Raw genomic sequence first — 17,899 nt, 5'->3', positions numbered from 1 at the left:
CGCCCGCCGAGGCGCCGAGGTCGCCGGCGGTGACGCCGTCGCGCAGTTCGCCGCGGCCGCCCAGGGCGGCCTGGAAGGAGGAGGCGCGCTCGGCGACCGAGGCGTGCCGGGAGCCGGTGAACCGGGCCCCGGACTCCTCCATCCGCTCCACGGCCGCGTCGGTGGTCTCGGTCTGGCGGCGGAAGGCCTCCAGCGCGCCCGGGCCGGGGTCGGCCAGGTGCTCGGCGGCCAGGCGCCGCTCGCGCTGCAGCTCGGTCAGGACCTGCTGCAGGTGGACGGCCTCGCGGGCATCGCGGGAGGCGAGCCGCAGCGAGACCGCCTGGGTCAGGGTCACCGCGCTGAGCACCGCGAACAGCGCCAGGAACGTCACGCTGGGGATCAGCACGATCCTGTTCAGCTGCGCCCTGATGCCGCGATCGGCGCCCCCCGACTGCCCCATCGGTCTCCTCCCCCGTGCGGGCTGCGCGTCGGCCCCCCTGCGGGATCGGCGCCTTCACGATCCGCACAGGGGAGGCCACCCGTGGTGCCCACGGACTCAGGACGCTACCGCATGGGGGCCGCCGGGGAGGGGCGTTCGGCGAATTCAGCCGGTCTCGGCGAAGGCACGCAGCTCCCGCACCGACGCGCGGACCCGGTCCAGCTGCTCGCGGACCCGGGCGGGGGCGGTGCCGCCCTTGCCGGAGCGGGAGGCCATCGCGCCCTCCACCGTGAGCACCTCGCGCACCTGCGGGGTGAGGTGCTCCGACACCGAGGCGAAGTCCTCGTCGGTCAGGTCGGGCAGGTCCACGCCGCGCTCCTCGCACAGGCGCACGCACGCCCCGGCGATCTCGTGCGCCTCGCGGAAGGGGACCCGGCGGCGCACCAGCCACTCGGCGACGTCGGTGGCCAGGGAGAAGCCCTGCGGGGCCAGTTCGGCCATGCGCGCGCCGTCGAAGCGCAGGGTGGCGACCATCCCGGTGAAGGCCGGCAGCAGCAGCAGGAGGGTGTCGGCGGCGTCGAACACCGGCTCCTTGTCCTCCTGCAGGTCGCGGTTGTAGGCCAGCGGCAGGCCCTTGAGGGTGCTGAGCAGGCCGGCCAGGTCGCCGATGAGACGGCCGGACTTGCCGCGCGCGAGCTCGGCGACGTCGGGGTTCTTCTTCTGCGGCATGATCGACGACCCGGTGGAGAAGGCGTCGTCCAGGATCGCGAAGGAGAACTCCTTGGTGGCCCAGAGGATGACCTCCTCGGAGATGCGCGAGAGGTCCACCCCGGTCATGGCCGCGGCGAAGGCGAACTCGGCGACCACGTCGCGGGCGGCGGTGGCGTCGATGGAGTTCTCCGCCGAGGCGGGGAAGCCCAGGTCGGCGGCGACGGCCTCGGGGTCCAGGCCCAGCGAGGAGCCGGCCAGCGCACCGGAGCCGTAGGGCGAGACGGCGGCGCGGCGGTCCCAGTCGGCCAGCCGCTCCACGTCCCGCAGCAGCGGCCAGGCGTGCGCGAGCAGGTGGTGGGAGAGCAGCACCGGCTGGGCGTGCTGCAGGTGGGTGCGGCCCGGCATCGGCACGCCCAGGTTGGCCTCGGCCTGGTCGGTCAGGGCGGTGACCAGGTCCAGGAGTTCGCCGGCGACGGCGCGGGCCTGCTCGCGCAGGTACATCCGCACCAGGGTGGCGATCTGGTCGTTGCGGGACCGCCCGGCGCGCAGCCGCCCGCCGAGCTCGGGGCCGACGCGCTCGATGAAGCCGCGCTCCAGCGCGGTGTGCACGTCCTCGTCCTCGGGCACCGGGGTGAAGGCGCCGGAGTCCACGTCGGCCTCCAGGCGGTCCAGCCCGGCCAGTGTGCCCTCCAGCTCGGCGTCGGTGAGCAGCCCGGCCGCGTGCAGCACGCGGGCGTGGGCGCGCGATCCGGCGATGTCGTGGCGGGCCAGGCGCCAGTCGAAGTGGGTGCTGTCGGAGAGGCGGGCCAGGGCCTCGGAGGGGCCTCCGGCGAAGCGGCCTCCCCACAGGCGGGTGACGGACACGGTCGGGTCCTTTGCTCAGTGCGGGCCAGTGCGGTTCAGTTCGGTGCGGTCTTGCGGTCGGCCAGCCGGAGCAGGGCCGAGGCGAGGTCCTCGCCGCCCGCGGGGTCGCGGGAGACGACCAGGATGGTGTCGTCGCCGGCGATGGTGCCGAGGATGGCCTGGAAGTCGGTGTGGTCGATCGCCGAGGCGAGGAACTGGGCCGCACCCGGCGGGGTGCGGACCACGACCATGTTGGCCGAGGCCTCGGCCGACACCAGCAGCTCCTCGGCGAGCCGGGTGACGCGCGAGCCCGCGGCGGCGGCCAGGTCCAGGCCTTCGGCGCCGGCGCGCTGCAGGCGCTCGCCGCCCTCCCCCGGCAGCCGGTAGATGAGGTCGCCCCCGGCGGTGCGCAGTTTGACCGCCCCCAGCTCGTCCAGGTCGCGCGAGAGGGTGGCCTGGGCGACCTGCACGCCGGCGTCGGAGAGCAGCCGGGCCAGTTCGCCCTGGGAGCGCACGTCGTTGCGGGTGAGCACCTCGGTGATGCGGGCGTGCCGGGCGGCCTTGGTCATGGGCGCGGCGCCGCCGTCGGCGGTCATCGTCGCCGCCCCTGGCCCCCCGCGGCCTCCAGCAGGAAGCACAGCAGGGCCTTCTGGGCGTGGCGGCGGTTCTCGGCCTCGTCCCACACCGCCGAGGCGGGGCCGTCGAGGACCGGGGCGGTGATCTCCTGGCCGCGGTAGGCGGGCAGGCAGTGCAGCACCACGGCGCCGTCGGCGGCGGCCTCCAGCAGGGCGTCGTCGACGGTGAAGTCCAGGAAGGGGGCGACGCGGTCGGCGGCCTCGCCCTCCTGTCCCATGGAGGTCCAGGCGTCGGTGGCCAGCACGTCGGCGCCGTCGGCGGCGGCGCGGGCGTCGGTGAGGACCTCGGCCGACCCGCCGGTCCGCGCGGCGGTCCGCCGGGCGCGCTCCAGCACGTCGGCGTCGGGCCGGTACCCCTCGGGGGCGGCGATGCGCACGTGCATGCCGGCCACGGCGCCGCCGAGCAGGTAGGAGTGGGCCATGTTGTTGGCGCCGTCGCCGAAGTAGGCGAGGGTGAGCCCGGCCAGGCGGCCCTTGCGCTCGCGGACGGTCTGCAGGTCGGCGAGGATCTGGCAGGGGTGGAAGCGGTCGGACAGGGCGTTGACGACCGGCACCGAGGAGGCGGCGGCCATGCCCTCCAGGCCCTCCTGGGCGAAGGTGCGCCAGACGATGGCGGCGACTTGGCGCTCCAGCACCCGGGCGGTATCGGCGATGGGCTCGCCCCGGCCCATCTGGCTGCCCTGGGCGTCGATCACCAGGGGCGCGCCGCCCAGGTCGGCCACGCCCACGGCGAAGGAGACGCGGGTGCGGGTGGAGGGCTTGTCGAAGATGAGCGCGACGGTCTCGGGGCCCTCCAGGGGGCGCCGGGAGAACCGGTCCTTCTTCAGGGCGTCGGCCAGGTCGAGGACGGCGGCCTGCTCGTCGGGGGTCAGGTCGTCGTCGCGGAGGAAGTGGCGCATCACGGGGTCACCTCGTCGAGGATCGCGGGCAGGGCGCCGGTGAAGGAGGCGGCCTGCTCCGGGNGGGGGTCGGGGGGGGGGGGAGCCGCAGGGCGTCGGGGGCCACGGCGTTGATGAGGAAGCCGTGGTCGGCGGCGCGGGCCTGGACCTCGGCGGCGCGCTCGGCGGTCAGGACCAGGGCCAGCCACAGCCCGGTCCCGCGCACCCCGGCCACCAGGGGGTGGCCGGTGGCGCGCATCCCCTCGGCCAGGGCGGCGCCGGTGCGGGCGGCGCTGCCGAGCAGGTCCTCGTTCTCGACGGTGTCGAGCACGGCCAGGGCGGCGGCCGCGGCGACCGGGTTGCCGCCGAAGGTGGAGCCGTGGTCGCCCTTGGCGAAGGCGGTGGCGTAGCGGCCGAAGCCGACGCAGGCGCCGATGGGCAGCCCGCCGCCCAGGCCCTTGGCCAGGGTGAGCACGTCGGGGCGCACGCCCTGGGCCTGGTGGGCGAACCAGTGGCCGGTGCGGCCGATGCCGCTCTGGATCTCGTCGAGGACGAAGGCGGCGCCGGCGGCGTCGCAGGTCTCGCGGACGGCGGCCAGGTAGCCGTCGGGGGCTGGCACGACGCCGGCCTCGCCCTGGACCGGTTCGACGATGACCGCGGCGACCGTGTCGTCCACGGCGGCGCGCAGCGCCTCGGCGTCGCCGTGCGGCACGAACCGCACCTCGGTGCCGTAGGGGCCGAAGGGGGCGCGCATGGACTCCTTGCCGGTGACGGCCAGGGCGCCCAGGCTGCGCCCGTGGAAGCCGTTCTCGGTGGCGACCAGGACGGGGCGGGCGGGGCCGGCGGCCTTGCGGGCGAGTTTGAGCGCCGCCTCATTGGCCTCGGTGCCGGAGTTGGCGAGGAAGACGCGGGCGCCGGGGTCGCCGAGCAGGGCGATGAGGCGCTCGGCCAGTTCGACCTCGCGCTCGTGCAGGAACAGGTTGGAGGTGTGGGCGAGCGCTGCGGTCTGGTCGGCGACGGCCTTGACCAGGGCGGGGTGGCCGTGGCCCAGGGCGCTGACCGCGATGCCGCCGATGAGGTCGAGGTAGGGGCGGCCGTCGACGTCCCACACGCGGGCGCCCTCGCCGCGGGCGATGGCCACGGGCGGTACGCCGTAGGTGGGCATGAGGGCGTTGGCGAACCGCTCCTGGAGGGCGCGGGTGCGCTCTGCGGTCATGCGGGGCCTCCGAACACGTCGTGGGGGGCGTCGTCGGGGACGACCATGGTGCCGATGCCGTCGTTGGTGAAGACCTCGAGCAGCAGGGAGTTGGGGGTGCGCCCGTCGAGGACGTGGGCCTGGGGGACGCCGCCGCGCACGGCGCGCAGGCAGGCCTCCATCTTGGGCACCATGCCGGTGGACAGCCCGGGCAGCAGCCGCTCCAGCTCGGCGGCGGTGAGCCGGCTGATCAGCTCCTCGCAGGCCGGGTAGTCGGCGTACAGGCCCTCGATGTCGGTGAGCATGATGAGCTTGCTGGCGTCGAGCCCGGCGGCCAGGGCGGCGGCCGCGGTGTCGGCGTTGACGTTGTAGACGCCCTCGCCGGAGCGGGCGACGCTGGAGACCACCGGGATGCGGCCGTCGTCGAGCAGGGTGTGCAGCACGCCGGCGTCGACGCCGGTGACCTCGCCGACCATGCCGATGTCGACCGGTTCGCCGTCGACCACGGCGGGTTTGCGCTCGGCGGTCATCAGGCGGGCGTCCTCGCCGGACAGTCCGACGGCGAAGGGGCCGTGCCGGTTGATGCGGCCGACGATGTCCCGGTTCACCTGGCCCACCAGCACCATGCGGACGATGTCCATGGTCTCGGGGGTGGTCACCCGCAGCCCGCCGGCGAAGGTGCTCTCCAGGCCGACCCGCTCCAGGTGGGCCTTGATCTGCGGGCCGCCGCCGTGCACTACGACCGGGCGCAGGCCGGCGTAGCGCAGGAAGACGATGTTCTCGGCGAACCGGTCCTGCAGCTCGGGGTCGGTCATGGCGTTGCCGCCGTACTTGACCACGACGGTGCGTCCGTGGAAGCGGCTCATCCAGGGCAGCGCCTCGATGAGGGTGGTGGCCTTGTCCAGGGCCTGCTTGCGGGAGTTCATGAGCTGTAGGCCGAGTTCTCGTGCACGTAGGCGGTGGTCAGGTCGGTGGTGCGCACGGTGGCGGCGGCGCCCCCGGCCGACAGGTCGACGGTGACGGACACGTCGCGTCCGCTCAGGTCGACCTTGGAGCGGTCGTCGCCGACCGCGCCCTTGCGGCAGACCCACACCCCGTTGATGGCGACGTTGAGCTCGTCGGGGTCGAAGGCGGCGGCGGTGGTGCCCACGGCGGCCAGCACCCGCCCCCAGTTGGGGTCCTCGCCGAACACGGCGCACTTGAACAGGGCGTTGCCGGCCACGGCGCGGGCGGCCAGCAGTGCGTCCTCCTCGTCGGCGGCGCCGACCACCTCGACGGCGATGGCCTTGGTGGCGCCCTCGGCGTCGGCGATGAGCTGGCCGGCCAGGTCGTCGCAGACCTGGGTGAGCAGCGCGGCGAACTCCTCCTCGTCGGGGGCGGTGCCCGCGGCGCCGCCGGCCATGAGCACCACGGTGTCGTTGGTGGACATGCACCCGTCGGCGTCGACGCGGTCGAAGGTGCGGGCGGTGGCGGCGCGCAGCAGCCGGTCGCACTGCTCGGAGGTGAGCTCGGCGTCGGTGGTGAGCACGCAGATCATGGTGGCCAGGGCGGGGGCGAGCATCCCGGCGCCCTTGGCCATGCCGCCGACGGTGTAACCGGAGCCGCGGCGGAAGGCGATCTTGGCGACGGTGTCGGTGGTGCGGATGGCGTCGGCGGCGGCCAGCCCGCCGTCCCGGGCGGCCTCGGCCACGGCCAGGTCGACGCCGCCGAGCAGCTCGGGCATGGGCAGGCGCTCGCCGATCAGGCCGGTGGAGCAGACCAGGACCTCGGCGGCCGAGTCGCCCAGGGCGTGGGCGGCGCGCTCGGCGGTGGCGTGGGTGTCCTGGAACCCGGGCGGGCCGGTGCAGGCGTTGGCGCCGCCGGAGTTGACGACCACGGCGCGGGCCCGGCCGCCCTTGGCGACCTGCTGCGACCAGAGCACGGGTGCGGCCTTGACCCGGTTGGCGGTGAACACGGCGGCGGCGGCGCGGGAGGGGCCGTCGTTGACGACGACGGCCACGTCCCGGGCGCCGTCGGGCTTGAGTCCGGCGGCGACGCCGGCGGCGCGGAAGCCGCGGGGTGCGGTGACGCTCACGGCGGGACCTTTCAGGTGGATGGGGCGCGGTGCCGGGGCGGCCGCTAGGGTGCGACGCCCGCGGTGGTGAGTCCGGCGGTCTCGGGCAGGCCCAGGGCGATGTTGGCGCTCTGCACGGCGCCGCCGGCGGTGCCCTTGGCCAGGTTGTCCAGGGCGGTGCAGGCGACCAGCCGTCCGGCGTCGGGGTCGGCGGCGACCTGCACGGCCGCGGTGTTGGCGCCCAGGGTCATGGCGGTGGCGGGCCACTGCCCTTCGGGGAGCAGGTGCACGAAGGGCTCGGCCCCGTATCGTCGCCCGTAGGCGGCGCGCAGGGCGGCGGTGTCGGCGCCGGGGGCCAGGCGGGCGGTGCAGGTGGCGAGGATGCCGCGGGGCATGGGGGCCAGCACCGGGGTGAAGGACAGGGTGACCGGGGCGCCGGCGGCCGCGGTCAGGTTCTGCACGATCTCGGGGTTGTGCCGGTGGGTTCCGGCGGTGCCGTAGGGGGCGGCCGAGCCCATGGTCTCGCTGCCGGTCAGGTGCGGTTTGGGGGCCTTGCCGGCGCCGGAGACGCCGGTGACCGAGACCGCGGTGAGGTCCTCGGGCCGGGCCAGGCCCTCGGCGAGGGCGGGCAGCAGGGCCAGGGTGACGGCGGTGACGTGGCAGCCGGGCACGGCGATGCGGTGGGCGCCGGCCAGGGCCCGGCGGCCGCCGGGCAGCTCGGGCAGGCCGTAGGGCCAGGCGCCGGCGTGCTCGGTGCCGTAGTACCGCTCCCAGGCGCCGGCGTCGGTGAGCCGGAAGTCGGCGCCGCAGTCGACGATGAGCACGTCGGGGCCCAGCGCGCGGGCGATCTCGGCGGACCTGCCGTGCGGCAGGGCCAGGAAGACCACGTCGTGTCCGGCCAGGGCGGCGGCGTCGGTGTCGGCCAGGACCCGGTCGGCCAGCGGGGCCAGGTGGGGGTGGTGCTCGCCGAGCCGTGTGCCGGCGCTGCCGCCGGCGGTCAGGGCGCCGATCTCGATGGAGGGGTGGCCCAGCAGCAGCCGCAGGACCTCTCCCCCGGCGTAGCCGCTGGCTCCGGCCACGGCCGCCGTGTACCCCATGGCGCTTCCCCCGATCCGCGTCTTCCTCGCCGACGGGGTCCATCATGCCGGATGATTGAAATCTTATGCAACTGGCTGCATAAAATATCGGTGTGGCGCGCGTCTCACCGCCCCAGGCCGCGGGACAGCCGCCGACCCAGCCGGTGCAGCCGCGGCACCCGCGCCTCGTCCGGCCCGGACCAGGGCAGCCGCGCCATCCAGCCGCGCCGCTCCAGCACCGCGTCGCGCAGGGCCCGCCCGGCCACGTTGGCCAGGGCCATGCCGGAGCGGCCGTACCCGCCGGCCACCGCCACCCCGGTCGCCTCGTCCAGCCACAGCACCGGGGCCCGGTCGGCCGGGGCGCCCACCGGCCCGCTCCAGGCATGGGCGACGGGGACCTCCGCGGCCGCCGGGAACATCCCGGCCAGCGCCCGCCACAGCTCGGCGATGGCCTGCGGCGGCGCCGTGCCCGCCTGCCCGTGCGCGCCGCCGCGCGGCAGCGTCCCGCGCCCGCCCAGGGCGATGCGCCCGTCCGGGGTGCGGCGGGCGAACACCGGCCGCTGCGCGGCGTCCGCCCGGGCCTCGCCGCCGTCCCAGCCGATCTCCTCCCACAGCCGCTCCTCCAGCGGCTCGGTGGCGATCGCCGCGCAGGACTCGGCGGGCCAGGCCGGGGCCCCCGGGCCGCCGAAGCCCTCGGTGGCCAGGACGACCCTGCGCGCACGGACGGTGCCGAAGGGGGTGGTCACCGACGGGCCTCCGGGCCCGCCGGGGACCACGCCGGTGACCGGGGTCCGCTCGAACACGTCCACGCCGCGCCGCTCGGCGGCCTCGGCCAGGCCGCGGGCCAGGCGGGCCGGGTCCACCAGGGCGGCGTGCGGGGTGTAGGCGCGCCCCTGCTCGTCCACGTGCAGGTCCTCGGGCCAGAACCCCCACTCCTGCAGGCGGGCCACGTCGGCGTCCAGGCGCTCGCGCTGGGCGGCGTCGGCCGCCAGGGTGCGCATGCCGCCCTTGACCGCGCCGGCGTCCAGGTCCTCCTTCTCGGCGACCGCGACCACCTCGTCGACGGCGGCCATGAGCGCGCGCTGCAGGGCGATCACCGCGCCCTTGCCGCGGCGCCGCGCCAGCTCCTCGCGCGGCCCGGGGAAGCCGGCGGTGACCAGCCCGGCCCCGCGCCCGGCGGCGCCGAACCCGGCGAACTCGCGCTCCAGGACCGCCACCCGCGTGCCCGGGTCGGCCTCGGCGAGGTAGTAGGCGGTCCACAGGCCGGTCAGCCCGCCGCCGACCACGCACACGTCGTACTCGGCGTCCCCGGGCAGCGGTGCGCGCCGCTCCGGGGGCCCCTCCTCGCGGTACCAGTAGGCCACTCCCCCGTTGCGGAACCCCTCCGACCGGGGGACGCGGCGCATCTCGGCCGCGCTCGCGAACAATCTCATCGGGCCGCCCCTCCGAGCCCTGGGTGGTGCCGTGCCGGGCCAGGCTATCGGGCGGCGTCCCGCAGGGCGCGGGCCAGGGCGGACAGCCGCCGGACCCCGTCGGCGCCCAGCACCGCCAGCACGTGCTCGCGCAGCAGGGCCGCGTGGCGGGCCTTGGCCTCGTCGGCCAGGGCCCGGCCCTGCGGGGTCAGCACGGCGTAGACCACCCGCCGGTCGGTGGGGCAGGCCTCGCGGGCCAGGTAGCCCTTGTGCGCCAGCCGGTCGGCGAGCTTGGTGAATCCGCCGCTGCTCAGGCTCACCTCGCGGGCGAGCCTGCTCATCGGTAGACGCTGCCCCGGCGAGCGCTGCAACCGGACGAGGACCTCGAACCAGGGCCCGGCCATGTCGCCGCCGCTCGGGTCGATGCCCTTGAGCAGGAGCGGGTCGATGTCCCTGAGCGCCTCGTGGACCAGTCCCCAGGCGGTGATCAGCTCGTCGTCGCCGGGCGCGTCCGTCCCCCGTGTGTCACTTTCCACAGATGAACTTCTTCCTAAGAAATATCTCTGTGGAAAGCATACCTGCCGCCGGCTACCGCGCGGCGACCGCGTCCAGGGCCCCGCGCACGGTGGCCACCAGGTGCTCGATCTGCTCCCAGGTGATCACCAGGGGCGGCGAGATGAGCAGCGCGTCGGGGATGGCGCGTACCACCACCCCCCGCGCGCGGGCCTCGGCGAACACCTCGGGGGTGGTCACCCCGCGCTCGGCGGCCTCCTCGGTGAGCTTGACCGCCGCCATCACGCCGGTGCCCGCCCGCACCTCGGCCACCAGCGGGTGGTCCTCCAGGGTGCGCACCGCCGACTCCAGCTGCACCTCGATCTCCCGGGCCACGGTGAACAGGTCCTCCCGCTCCAGGATGTCCAGGTTGGCCTGGGCCGCGGCACAGCAGGAGGGGTGGCCGGCGTAGGTGGTGCCGTGGTGGAACGGGTTGCCCGGGTTGCTCCAGAACGGCTCGGCGATCCGGCCGTCCACGATCACCCCGCCCAGCGGCAGGTACCCGCTGGTCACCCCCTTGGCGAAGACGATCATGTCCGGGCGCACGCCGAAGCGCTCGATCCCGAACCAGTCCCCCATCCGGGCGAAGCCGCAGATCACGCTGTCGGCGATGAACAGCACCCCGTACCGGCGGCAGATCCGGGAGACCTCCTCGAAGTACCCCGGCGGCGGCGCGTACACCCCGCCGGCGCCGATCACCGGCTCGGCGAAGAAGGCGGCCACCCGATCGGGCCCCACCCGCAGGATCTCCTGCTCCAGGGCGGCGGCCGAGTCGTGCGGCACCACCGAGGCGTCCTCCACCGTCGGCCCGAACCCCTCGCGGAAGCGGTCCATGCCGATCAGCCCGGTGCCGAAGCCGTGCAGGCCGTGGTAACCGCCCGTGCGCGAGATCAGGTGGGTGCGCCCGGGCTCGCCCAGCGCCGCGAAGTAGCGCCGCGCCAGCTTGGCGGCGGTCTCGATGGACTCCCCGCCCCCGCAGGTGAGGATCACCCGGGGGTCGGCCACCGGGGCGTGCGCGGCGAGCCGCTCGCTGAGCTCGATCGCCGGGGCGTTGGCGAAGTCGTTGTAGACGGTGTAGGCGTCCAGCACCGTCATCTGGCGGTGCACCGCCTCGGCGATCTCCGCCCGGCCGTGGCCGACGTTGCAGTACCACAGGCTCGCGGTTCCGTCGAGGTAGCGGTCCCCGGACTCGTCCCAGAGCCACACGCCCTCGGCGCGGGCGACCATGAACTTCGGGCCCTGACTGACCCGGTGCATATCGCTGAAGGTGTGCCAGAAGCGCCCGGGTTCGCGCAGCGTGTGCTGGTCGCGGGCAAACGAAACCACTGTTTCGGTCATAAACCGACCTCCGAACCACGTCGTGCGTGCGGCGAGCACGCGAGAACGCCGAGTGAAACAGCTGTTCCGCGAGGGTCCGGCGAGCCCGGGTCGCGGCAGGTGCCTGCAGGTTAAGGCCGGGCGCGCCCCCGGTTCAAGAGACGAAACAAGGAATACTCCCCGGATTTACGCCAGGCATTCACGCTACCCTCCGACCTGTTTCATAAAACCCCTTCCTACCAGGGCATACGGGACCAAAAAAATCCCGCACCGGACCGTAGGCCAGGTGCGGGAGACGGGCGTGTCGCGCTAGCCGCGCAGCACCGCGCCGGTCCGCTCGGCGGCGGCCGCCACCGCCGCGTCGCGCACGGCCGCGGCCTCCTCGGCGGTCAGCGTGCGGTCGCCGGCGCGCAGCCGCAGGGTGTAGGCCAGGGACTTGCGCCCCTCGCCCACCTGCTCCCCGGTGAACACGTCGAACAGCCGCACGTCCTCCAGCAGCTCACCGGCGCCGGAGCGCAGCGCGGACTCCACCTGTCCGGCCGGGACGTCCTGCCCCACCACCAGGGCCACGTCCTGGATGGCGACCGGGTAGGACGACACGCGCGGCGCCGCCGGCGGCGCGGAGGCCTCCAGCAGCGGGTCCAGGCCGATCTCCATGGCGACCGTGCGCGGCGGCAGCCCGTAGGCCTTCACCACCCGCGGGTGCAGCTCACCGGCGTACCCCACGAGCACCTCGCCGCCGCCGGTGACCGCGTACAGGGCGGCGCACCGCCCCGGGTGCCAGGGCGCGTACCGGGCCGCGCGCACCACCAGCTCCACGCGGGCGGCGCGGGCGACCTCCCGGGCCGACTCCACGGCGTCGGCCCAGGACGCCTCGCGGCCCTGGCCCCACCACCCGGCGGGCTCGCGCCGCCCGGCCAGCACGGTCGCCGCGCGCAGCGGCTGGTCGGGCAGGGCAGCGTCCAGGGCCTCCCGCTCCTCGGCCGTGGGGGCGCGGTCCACCCCCGGCAGCGGCGCGCGCTCGGGCGCGCCCTCCCGGGGCAGGTACACCGGCCCGGTCTCGTACAGGGCGACGTCGGGCATGCCCCGCCCCACGTTGCGCACCAGGGTCTTGAGCAGCCCCGGCAGCAGGGTGGTGCGCAGCAGCGGCTCGTCCTCGTTGAGCGGGTTGGCCAGCCGGACGCAGGTGCGGCGCGGGTCGCCGGCCTCGATCTGGAGCCCCTCCAGGTCGCGCTCGCCGACGAACGGGTAGCACAGCACCTCGTCGTGCCCGGAGGCGGCCAGGGCCCGCCCCACGGCGCGTCGCGTGCGCTGGGACGGGGTGAGCCCGCGCCCGGCGGGGGCGCGCGGGGTCACCGAGGGGATGTTCGCATACCCCTCCAGGCGGACGACCTCTTCGGCCAGGTCGTTGGGGTCGGTCAGGTCGGGCCGCCAGGACGGCGGGGTGACGGTGAGCGCGTCCCCGTCGGCCCGCACGGCGCAGCCCACCTGCTCCAGCCGGTGCACCACGGCCGCGCGCGGGTAGTCCACCCCGGCGACCCGCCCGGGGTGGGCGGCGTCCAGGGCGACGGGGCCCGGCTCGGTGCCGGGCCCGGCCTCGGTGTAGCCGGGCTCCACGTGCGCGCCGCCGAGTTCGGCCAGCAGGCCGGCGGCGCGGGTGGCGGCCCGGAGCTGCAGGGCCGCGTCGACGCCGCGCTCGAAGCGGCGGGAGGCCTCCGAGGAGAGCTGGTGGCGGCGGGAGGTGCGGGCGATGCGGGCCTCGTCGAAGTGCCCGGCCTCGATGACGACGTGCCGCGTGTCCTCGCCGACCTCGGTATCGGCGCCGCCCATCACCCCGCCGATGCCGACCGGTCCGCGGTCGTCGGCGATGACGATGTCGTCGGGGTCGAGGTTCCGCTTGACGTGGTCGATCGTCTCCAGCGACTCGCCCTTGCGGCCGGCGCGCACCCGCAGGGCGCCCTGGAGGCGCTCCCCGTCCCAGGCGTGCAGGGGCTGGCCGAGCTCCATCATCACGTAGTTGGTGATGTCGACCGCCAGCGAGACGGGGCGCACCCCGCACAGGGCCAGGCGCCGCTTCATCCACACCGGAGTGGGCGCGGCCGGGTCGAACCCGCGGGCGGTGCGCAGGACGAACCTGGGGCACAGCTCGGGGTCGAGCTCGACGGGGTGGCCCCCGCCCGCGGCGGCGGTGACGTCGACGGCCTCGGCCGGGTCGCGGAAGGCGGTGCCGTAGAGCGCCGCGGCGTCGCGGGCCACGCCCCGCACCGACAGCGCGTAGCCGCGGTCCGGGGTGACGGCGATGTCGAGCACGTCCTCGCGCAGCGGCAGGAAGCCGAAGGCGTCCGCGCCGGGCTCGGCGGTGCCCGGATCCAGCACGATGATGCCGGCGTGGTCCTCCCACAGTTCCAGCTCCGAGGCCGAGCAGATCATGCCCTCGGACATGCGGCCGTAGGTCGTGCGGGCGCCGATGGCGAAGCCGCCGGGCAGCTCGGCGCCGGGCAGCGCCACCACGACCAGGTCGCCCTCGGCGAAGTTGCGGGCGCCGCAGACGATGCCCTGGGGCTCGCCGGTGCCGTTGGCCGCGCCCACGTCCACCCGGCAGAACCGGATGGGCTTCTTGAACCCGGTGAGCTCCTCGATCTCCAGGACCCGCCCGGCGACCAGGGGGCCGGTGATGCCGGCGCCGACGGACTCGACCGTCTCCACCTCCAGGCCGGCCTCGATGAGCCGGGCGGCCAGGGAGCGGGCGGAGGTGCCCTCGGGCAGGTCGGTGTACTCGCGCAGCCAGGAAAGGGGGACGCGCATCAGATCTCCATCCCGAAGGCCGAGGTGAACCGGATGTCGCCCTCGACCATGTCGTGCATGTCCTCGACGCCGTGGGCGAACATCAGGGTGCGCTCGATGCCCAGCCCGAAGGCCCAGCCGCTGTAGCGGTCGGTGTCCACGCCGGCGGCGGTGAGCACCCGCGGGTTGACCACGCCGCACCCGCCGATCTCGATCCAGCCCTCCGAGGAGCAGGTGCGGCAGGGGCGGTCGGGGTCGCCGACCGAGGCGCCCCGGCACACGAAGCACTCCATGTCGACCTCGGCCGAGGGCTCGGTGAAGGGGAAGTAGGAGGCCCGGAAGCGGGTCTTCAGGCCGCCGCCGAACATCGACTCCACGAAGGCGTCGATCGCGCCGCGCAGGTGGGCCATGGTGATGCCCTCGTCCACGACCAGCCCTTCGAGCTGGTGGAAGACGGGGGTGTGGGTGGCGTCCAGCTCGTCGGTGCGGAAGGTGGTGCCGGGGGCGACCACGTACACCGGCAGCTCGCGTGCGAGCAGGGCGCGCACCTGTACCGGGGAGGTGTGGGTGCGCAGCACCTGCCCGGACTCCCCGCCCGAGGGCGCCTGCACGAAGAAGGTGTCCTGCATGGTGCGCGCGGGGTGGTCGGGCAGGAAGTTGAGGGCGTCGAAGTTGTACCACTCGGCCTCGACCTCGGGCCCCTCGGCCACCTCGAAGCCCATGGCCACGAAGATGTCGGTCATGCGCTCGGCGACGGTGGTGATGGGGTGGCGGGCCCCGCGCGGCGCACGGCCGGTGGGCAGGGTGACGTCGACGGCCTCCTCGGTGAGGGCGCGGCGGTCGCGCTCCTCCTCCAGCTCGGCCTGGCGGTCCTTGAGCGCCTGGCCGACCCGCTTGCGCGCGCCGCCCACCCGCTTTCCGGCCTCGGCCCGGGCGGCCGGGGGGAGCGCGCCGATCTCGCGGTTGGCCAGCGCCAGCGGGGAGCGGTCCCCGGCGTGCGCGGCCTTGGCCTCCTTCAGGGCCTCCAGGGAGTCGGCCGCCGCGATCGCGGCCAGGGCCGCGTCGAGCATCTGGGCGACCTCGTCGGGGTGGAGGGGCGTCACCTCGACCGGGTCATAGGAGTTGTTGGGTGCAGACATGGTTCTTTCGCCTCGCAGCCCGCCGCGGCGGCGGGCTCTGGCCGACAAGGAGCAGTCACTGCTGGGACGGGGCCCGCTGCTGGCGCCGGTCCGCTCAGGCGAACTCGGGGGCGCCGGCGGGCACGGTAAATCGGAACTCCGCGCCGCCGGTGGGGGCGCGGCCGACGGTGATCGCGCCGCCGTGGGCCTCGATCAGGCCCTTGACGATGAACAGCCCCAGGCCGGTGCCGCCGCGGCGCCGGGAGCGCCAGAACTGGCGGAACACGCGCGGCACGGCCTCGGGCGGAATGCCCGTGCCCTCGTCGCGCACCGACACGGCTGCTCCCTCCTCATGCGGCTCGATCACTATGGTGACAGTACCAGCGCCGTGCCGTACCGCGTTCTCCACCAGGTTGGACAGGATCTGCTCGATCTTGTCGGCGTCCAGCCACAGCTCGGGAAGGGCGCCGGCCACGTGCAGCCGGAACCGGTCGGCGGCCTCGCCGCCGGCGATCCGCCCGGCGACCACCTTGCGCACCCGCTCGGGCAGGTCGACCACGGCGCGGCGGACCTCCAGCCGGCCGGACTCGATGCGCGAGACGCTGAGCAGCTCGGTGATCAGCCGGGTGACCCGGTCGGCGTCGGCGTTGACCGTCTCCAGCATGAAGATCTTCTGCCGCTCGGTGAGCCGGTCCCACTTGGCCAGCACGGTGGCGGTGAACCCCTTGACGCTGGTCAGCGGGGAGCGCAGCTCGTGGGCGACGGTGGAGACCAGGTCGGCGCGGCCGCGGTCGGCGCGCTCGCGCGGGGAGGCGTCGCGCAGCGTGACCACCAGCCGGGCCAGCGGTCCGGCCGGGCGGGCGCGCACGTAGCGGGCGCTCATCAAGACCTCGCGCCCGTCGCCCAGGTGCAGCCGGCGCTCGGGCTGGCGGGTGCGGGTGCGCAGGCCGCCGTAGGGGTCGGAGCACTTCCACCAGTCGCGGCCGTCGGCGTCGGCGAGCGGGAGCACGTCGCGCAGGTCACGGCCGAGCGCGGCGTCGGGGTCGGTGCGGCAGAGCCGGGCGGCCATCCGGTTGAAGACCACCACGCGCCCGGCGCCGTCGGCGACGAGCAGGCCGTCCGGCAGGTCGTCGGCGGCCACGGCGGCCGGTGCCGCGGTCCCCGCCCTCTGGTCGCCGTCCACGACCGCCTCCCGCACCCTCGCAACGACCTGGCGGCGGCGCCGCCCTCCCCCGGTGTCACCGAGGGTCATCTGCCGTGATGGACCGAGCGTAGCGGCTGGGGCAGGGGCGCGGGCAAGTCGTGGCGCTACCCGGATCACGGGTCGCGCAGGGGTTTACGCGCTCTGCGCATCGCCCCGGCCGGGGCGGCGCTGCTCACGGGCGGTGGTGTACAGGCACACGGCCGCGGCGGTGGCCAGGTTGAGGCTCTCGGCCCCGCCGTAGATCGGCACGCTCACCGCCCCGTCGGTCAGGGCCACGGTCTGCGCGGGCAGCCCCCAGGCCTCGTTGCCGAAGACCCAGGCCACCGGGCCGCTCAGGCCCCCGGCGTCGGCGGTGGTGTGCAGGTCGGCCCCGCCCTCGCCGTCGGCGGCCCAGACCGCGGCGCCCTCCTCGCGCAGCAGCGCCACCGCCTCGGCGGCCGGGGCGCCCACCACCACGGGCAGGTGGAACAGGCTCCCGGCCGAGGCCCGCACGCACTTGCCGTTGTAGGGGTCGACCGAGGCGTCGGTGAAGACCACCGCGTCGGCTCCGGCCGCGTCGGCGGTGCGCAGCACGGTGCCGGCGTTGCCGGGGTCGCGCACGTGCGAGAGCACGGCCACCAGGCGGGCGCCGCGCACGCGCTCCAGCGGCACGTCGACGAACGGGCAGACGGCCACCAGCCCCTGGGGGGTGACCGTCTGCGCCAGTTCGGCCATCACCTCCGCGCTGACCCGGTGCACCGGCACCTCGGCGGCGTAGGCGGCGGTGACCAGGTCGTCGTGGCGGCGGGCGGCCTCGGCGGTGGCGAACAGCTCGGCCACCCCGCCGGGGCGGGCCAGGGCTTCGCGCACCGCCTGCGGGCCCTCCGCCAGGAAGCGCCGCTCGCGCTGGCGGAAGGCGCGCTTGGCGAGCCGACGAGCCCCCTTGATCCGGGGGGAGCGGACGCTCGTGTACTCGTGGCTCGCCATCACGGTCCCGTGCTCCGGGGTCAGGCCGCGGCCTTGGAGGCGGGGGCGGGCAGGTGCTTCTTCGCCGTCTCGACCAGCGTGCCGAACACGGCCGGGTCGTTGACCGCGAGCTCGGCGAGCATGCGGCGGTCGACCTCGATGCCGGCGGCCTTCAGGCCCTGCATGAACCGGTTGTAGGTGAGGCCGTTCGCGCGGGCACCGGCGTTGATCCGCTGGATCCACAGGCGGCGGAACTGGCCCTTGCGGTCCTTGCGGTCCCGGTAGGAGTAGGTCATCGAGTGGAGCATCTGCTCCTTGGCCTTGCGGTACAGGCGCGACCGCTGGCCGCGGTAGCCGCTGGCCCGCTCGAGAATGACCCGGCGCTTCTTCTTGGCGTTGAGTGCCCGCTTCACGCGTGCCACTGTGACTCCTCAGGGTATCCGGTGACGCTCACCGCGCCACCGCTTCGTCTACGTCCGAACGCGACCGGGCTCAGCCCAGCAGCTTCCTGATCTTCTTGGCGTCGGCGGGCGCCATCTCCACCACGCCGTCCAGGCGGCGGGTGCGCTTGGAGGCCTTGTGCTCCATGAGGTGGTTCTTGTTGGGGCGGCGGCGCATGATCTTGCCGGTCCCGGTCACGCGAAAGCGCTTGTTGGCACCGCTGTGCGACTTGTTCTTCGGCATCTCGCCGTCGTCTCCTACTCGTTGTACCGGTGTGCGCACGCCGGGTGCCGGGCCGTCCGGGGGACGGCCCGGCA

At 75.2% G+C, this 17,899-nt stretch carries 16 protein-coding genes and 1 pseudogene; all 17 read right to left on the bottom strand.

Annotated elements, in window-relative coordinates:
• Window positions 1–439, bottom strand: a 439-nt coding sequence (locus D450_RS30670) for a nitrate- and nitrite sensing domain-containing protein (RefSeq protein WP_039820699.1), incomplete at its 3' end; no start/stop codon positions are given.
• 144 nt (window positions 440–583) lie between these two features.
• Window positions 584–1,993, bottom strand: a complete 1,410-nt coding sequence (gene argH, locus D450_RS0119800) for an argininosuccinate lyase (RefSeq protein ID WP_017540396.1) — start codon at window positions 1,991–1,993, stop codon at window positions 584–586.
• Between the two features lie 35 nt (window positions 1,994–2,028).
• Window positions 2,029–2,568, bottom strand: coding sequence for an arginine repressor (locus D450_RS0119795; protein ID WP_017540395.1), 540 nt, complete (start codon window positions 2,566–2,568; stop codon window positions 2,029–2,031).
• Entirely contained in the window at window positions 2,565–3,506 is a 942-nt protein-coding gene (gene argF / locus D450_RS0119790; RefSeq protein ID WP_017540394.1) for an ornithine carbamoyltransferase, read from the bottom strand. The genes D450_RS0119795 and argF overlap by 4 nt, the downstream gene beginning before the upstream one ends.
• Window positions 3,506–4,701 (bottom strand): annotated as a pseudogene (locus D450_RS30665) (acetylornithine transaminase). Before D450_RS30665 ends, argF begins: the two are co-directional and overlap by 1 nt.
• Window positions 4,698–5,606, bottom strand: coding sequence for an acetylglutamate kinase (gene argB, locus D450_RS0119780; protein ID WP_017540393.1), 909 nt, complete (start codon window positions 5,604–5,606; stop codon window positions 4,698–4,700). The pseudogene D450_RS30665 and the gene argB overlap by 4 nt, the downstream one beginning before the upstream one ends.
• A complete protein-coding gene (argJ, locus tag D450_RS0119775) occupies window positions 5,603–6,754 on the bottom strand; it encodes a bifunctional glutamate N-acetyltransferase/amino-acid acetyltransferase ArgJ (protein WP_017540392.1) in 1,152 nt (383 codons plus the stop codon). Before argJ ends, argB begins: the two co-directional genes overlap by 4 nt.
• Window positions 6,755–6,798: 44 nt before the next feature.
• Window positions 6,799–7,830, bottom strand: coding sequence for an N-acetyl-gamma-glutamyl-phosphate reductase (argC, locus tag D450_RS0119770; RefSeq protein ID WP_017540391.1), 1,032 nt, complete (start codon window positions 7,828–7,830; stop codon window positions 6,799–6,801).
• 104 nt (window positions 7,831–7,934) lie between these two features.
• The gene (locus D450_RS0119765; RefSeq protein ID WP_241483220.1) at window positions 7,935–9,242 is read right to left on the bottom strand and encodes an NAD(P)/FAD-dependent oxidoreductase; all 1,308 of its coding nucleotides are present in this window, start codon (window positions 9,240–9,242) and stop codon (window positions 7,935–7,937) included.
• 44 nt (window positions 9,243–9,286) lie between these two features.
• Window positions 9,287–9,757: a MarR family winged helix-turn-helix transcriptional regulator gene (locus tag D450_RS0119760; RefSeq protein ID WP_017540389.1), complete on the bottom strand. Its 471-nt coding sequence runs from the start codon at window positions 9,755–9,757 to the stop codon at window positions 9,287–9,289.
• A gap of 52 nt (window positions 9,758–9,809) precedes the next feature.
• Window positions 9,810–11,030, bottom strand: coding sequence for an aminotransferase family protein (locus tag D450_RS0119755; RefSeq protein ID WP_017540388.1), 1,221 nt, complete (start codon window positions 11,028–11,030; stop codon window positions 9,810–9,812).
• 369 nt (window positions 11,031–11,399) lie between these two features.
• Window positions 11,400–13,895 carry a phenylalanine--tRNA ligase subunit beta gene (gene pheT, locus D450_RS0119750; protein WP_017540387.1) on the bottom strand — a complete coding sequence of 832 codons (2,496 nt, stop codon included), beginning with the start codon at window positions 13,893–13,895 and terminating at the stop codon, window positions 11,400–11,402.
• Entirely contained in the window at window positions 13,895–15,013 is a 1,119-nt protein-coding gene (pheS, locus tag D450_RS0119745) for a phenylalanine--tRNA ligase subunit alpha (RefSeq protein WP_017540386.1), read from the bottom strand. The genes pheT and pheS overlap by 1 nt, the downstream gene beginning before the upstream one ends.
• A 94-nt stretch (window positions 15,014–15,107) precedes the next feature.
• Window positions 15,108–16,190, bottom strand: a complete 1,083-nt coding sequence (locus tag D450_RS0119740; protein ID WP_017540385.1) for a sensor histidine kinase — start codon at window positions 16,188–16,190, stop codon at window positions 15,108–15,110.
• 138 nt (window positions 16,191–16,328) lie between these two features.
• Entirely contained in the window at window positions 16,329–17,162 is an 834-nt protein-coding gene (locus tag D450_RS0119735; protein ID WP_017540384.1) for a TrmH family RNA methyltransferase, read from the bottom strand.
• Window positions 17,163–17,182: 20 nt separating this feature from the next.
• The gene (gene rplT / locus D450_RS0119730) at window positions 17,183–17,563 is read right to left on the bottom strand and encodes a 50S ribosomal protein L20 (protein ID WP_017556880.1); all 381 of its coding nucleotides are present in this window, start codon (window positions 17,561–17,563) and stop codon (window positions 17,183–17,185) included.
• A 70-nt stretch (window positions 17,564–17,633) separates the two neighbouring features.
• Window positions 17,634–17,825 (bottom strand): 50S ribosomal protein L35, encoded by a 192-nt coding sequence (gene rpmI, locus D450_RS0119725; RefSeq protein WP_017540382.1) that lies wholly within the window; start codon window positions 17,823–17,825, stop codon window positions 17,634–17,636.
• Between the last annotated feature and the right edge of the window lie 74 nt (window positions 17,826–17,899).

Origin of the sequence: Nocardiopsis halophila DSM 44494, assembly GCF_000341245.1 — a bacterium.
In the GTDB taxonomy this organism is placed as follows: Bacteria; Actinomycetota; Actinomycetes; order Streptosporangiales; family Streptosporangiaceae; genus Nocardiopsis_A; species Nocardiopsis_A halophila.
This window is presented reverse-complemented; position numbering and strand designations above follow the sequence as displayed.

Excerpts from the sequence above, each read along its gene's own strand:
- rpmI (WP_017540382.1), bottom strand. The coding sequence starts at position 17,825 with ATGCCGAAGAACAAGTCGCACAGCGGTGCCAACAAGCGCTTTCGCGTG.
- D450_RS0119795 (WP_017540395.1), bottom strand. The coding sequence starts at position 2,568 with ATGACCGCCGACGGCGGCGCCGCGCCCATGACCAAGGCCGCCCGGCAC.
- argB (WP_017540393.1), bottom strand. The coding sequence starts at position 5,606 with ATGAACTCCCGCAAGCAGGCCCTGGACAAGGCCACCACCCTCATCGAG.
- pheS (WP_017540386.1), bottom strand. The coding sequence starts at position 15,013 with ATGTCTGCACCCAACAACTCCTATGACCCGGTCGAGGTGACGCCCCTC.
- argF (WP_017540394.1), bottom strand. The coding sequence starts at position 3,506 with ATGCGCCACTTCCTCCGCGACGACGACCTGACCCCCGACGAGCAGGCC.
- argC (WP_017540391.1), bottom strand. The coding sequence starts at position 7,830 with ATGGGGTACACGGCGGCCGTGGCCGGAGCCAGCGGCTACGCCGGGGGA.
- pheT (WP_017540387.1), bottom strand. The coding sequence starts at position 13,895 with ATGCGCGTCCCCCTTTCCTGGCTGCGCGAGTACACCGACCTGCCCGAG.
- D450_RS0119735 (WP_017540384.1), bottom strand. The coding sequence starts at position 17,162 with ATGGCGAGCCACGAGTACACGAGCGTCCGCTCCCCCCGGATCAAGGGG.
- D450_RS0119765 (WP_241483220.1), bottom strand. The coding sequence starts at position 9,242 with ATGAGATTGTTCGCGAGCGCGGCCGAGATGCGCCGCGTCCCCCGGTCG.
- D450_RS0119755 (WP_017540388.1), bottom strand. The coding sequence starts at position 11,030 with ATGCACCGGGTCAGTCAGGGCCCGAAGTTCATGGTCGCCCGCGCCGAG.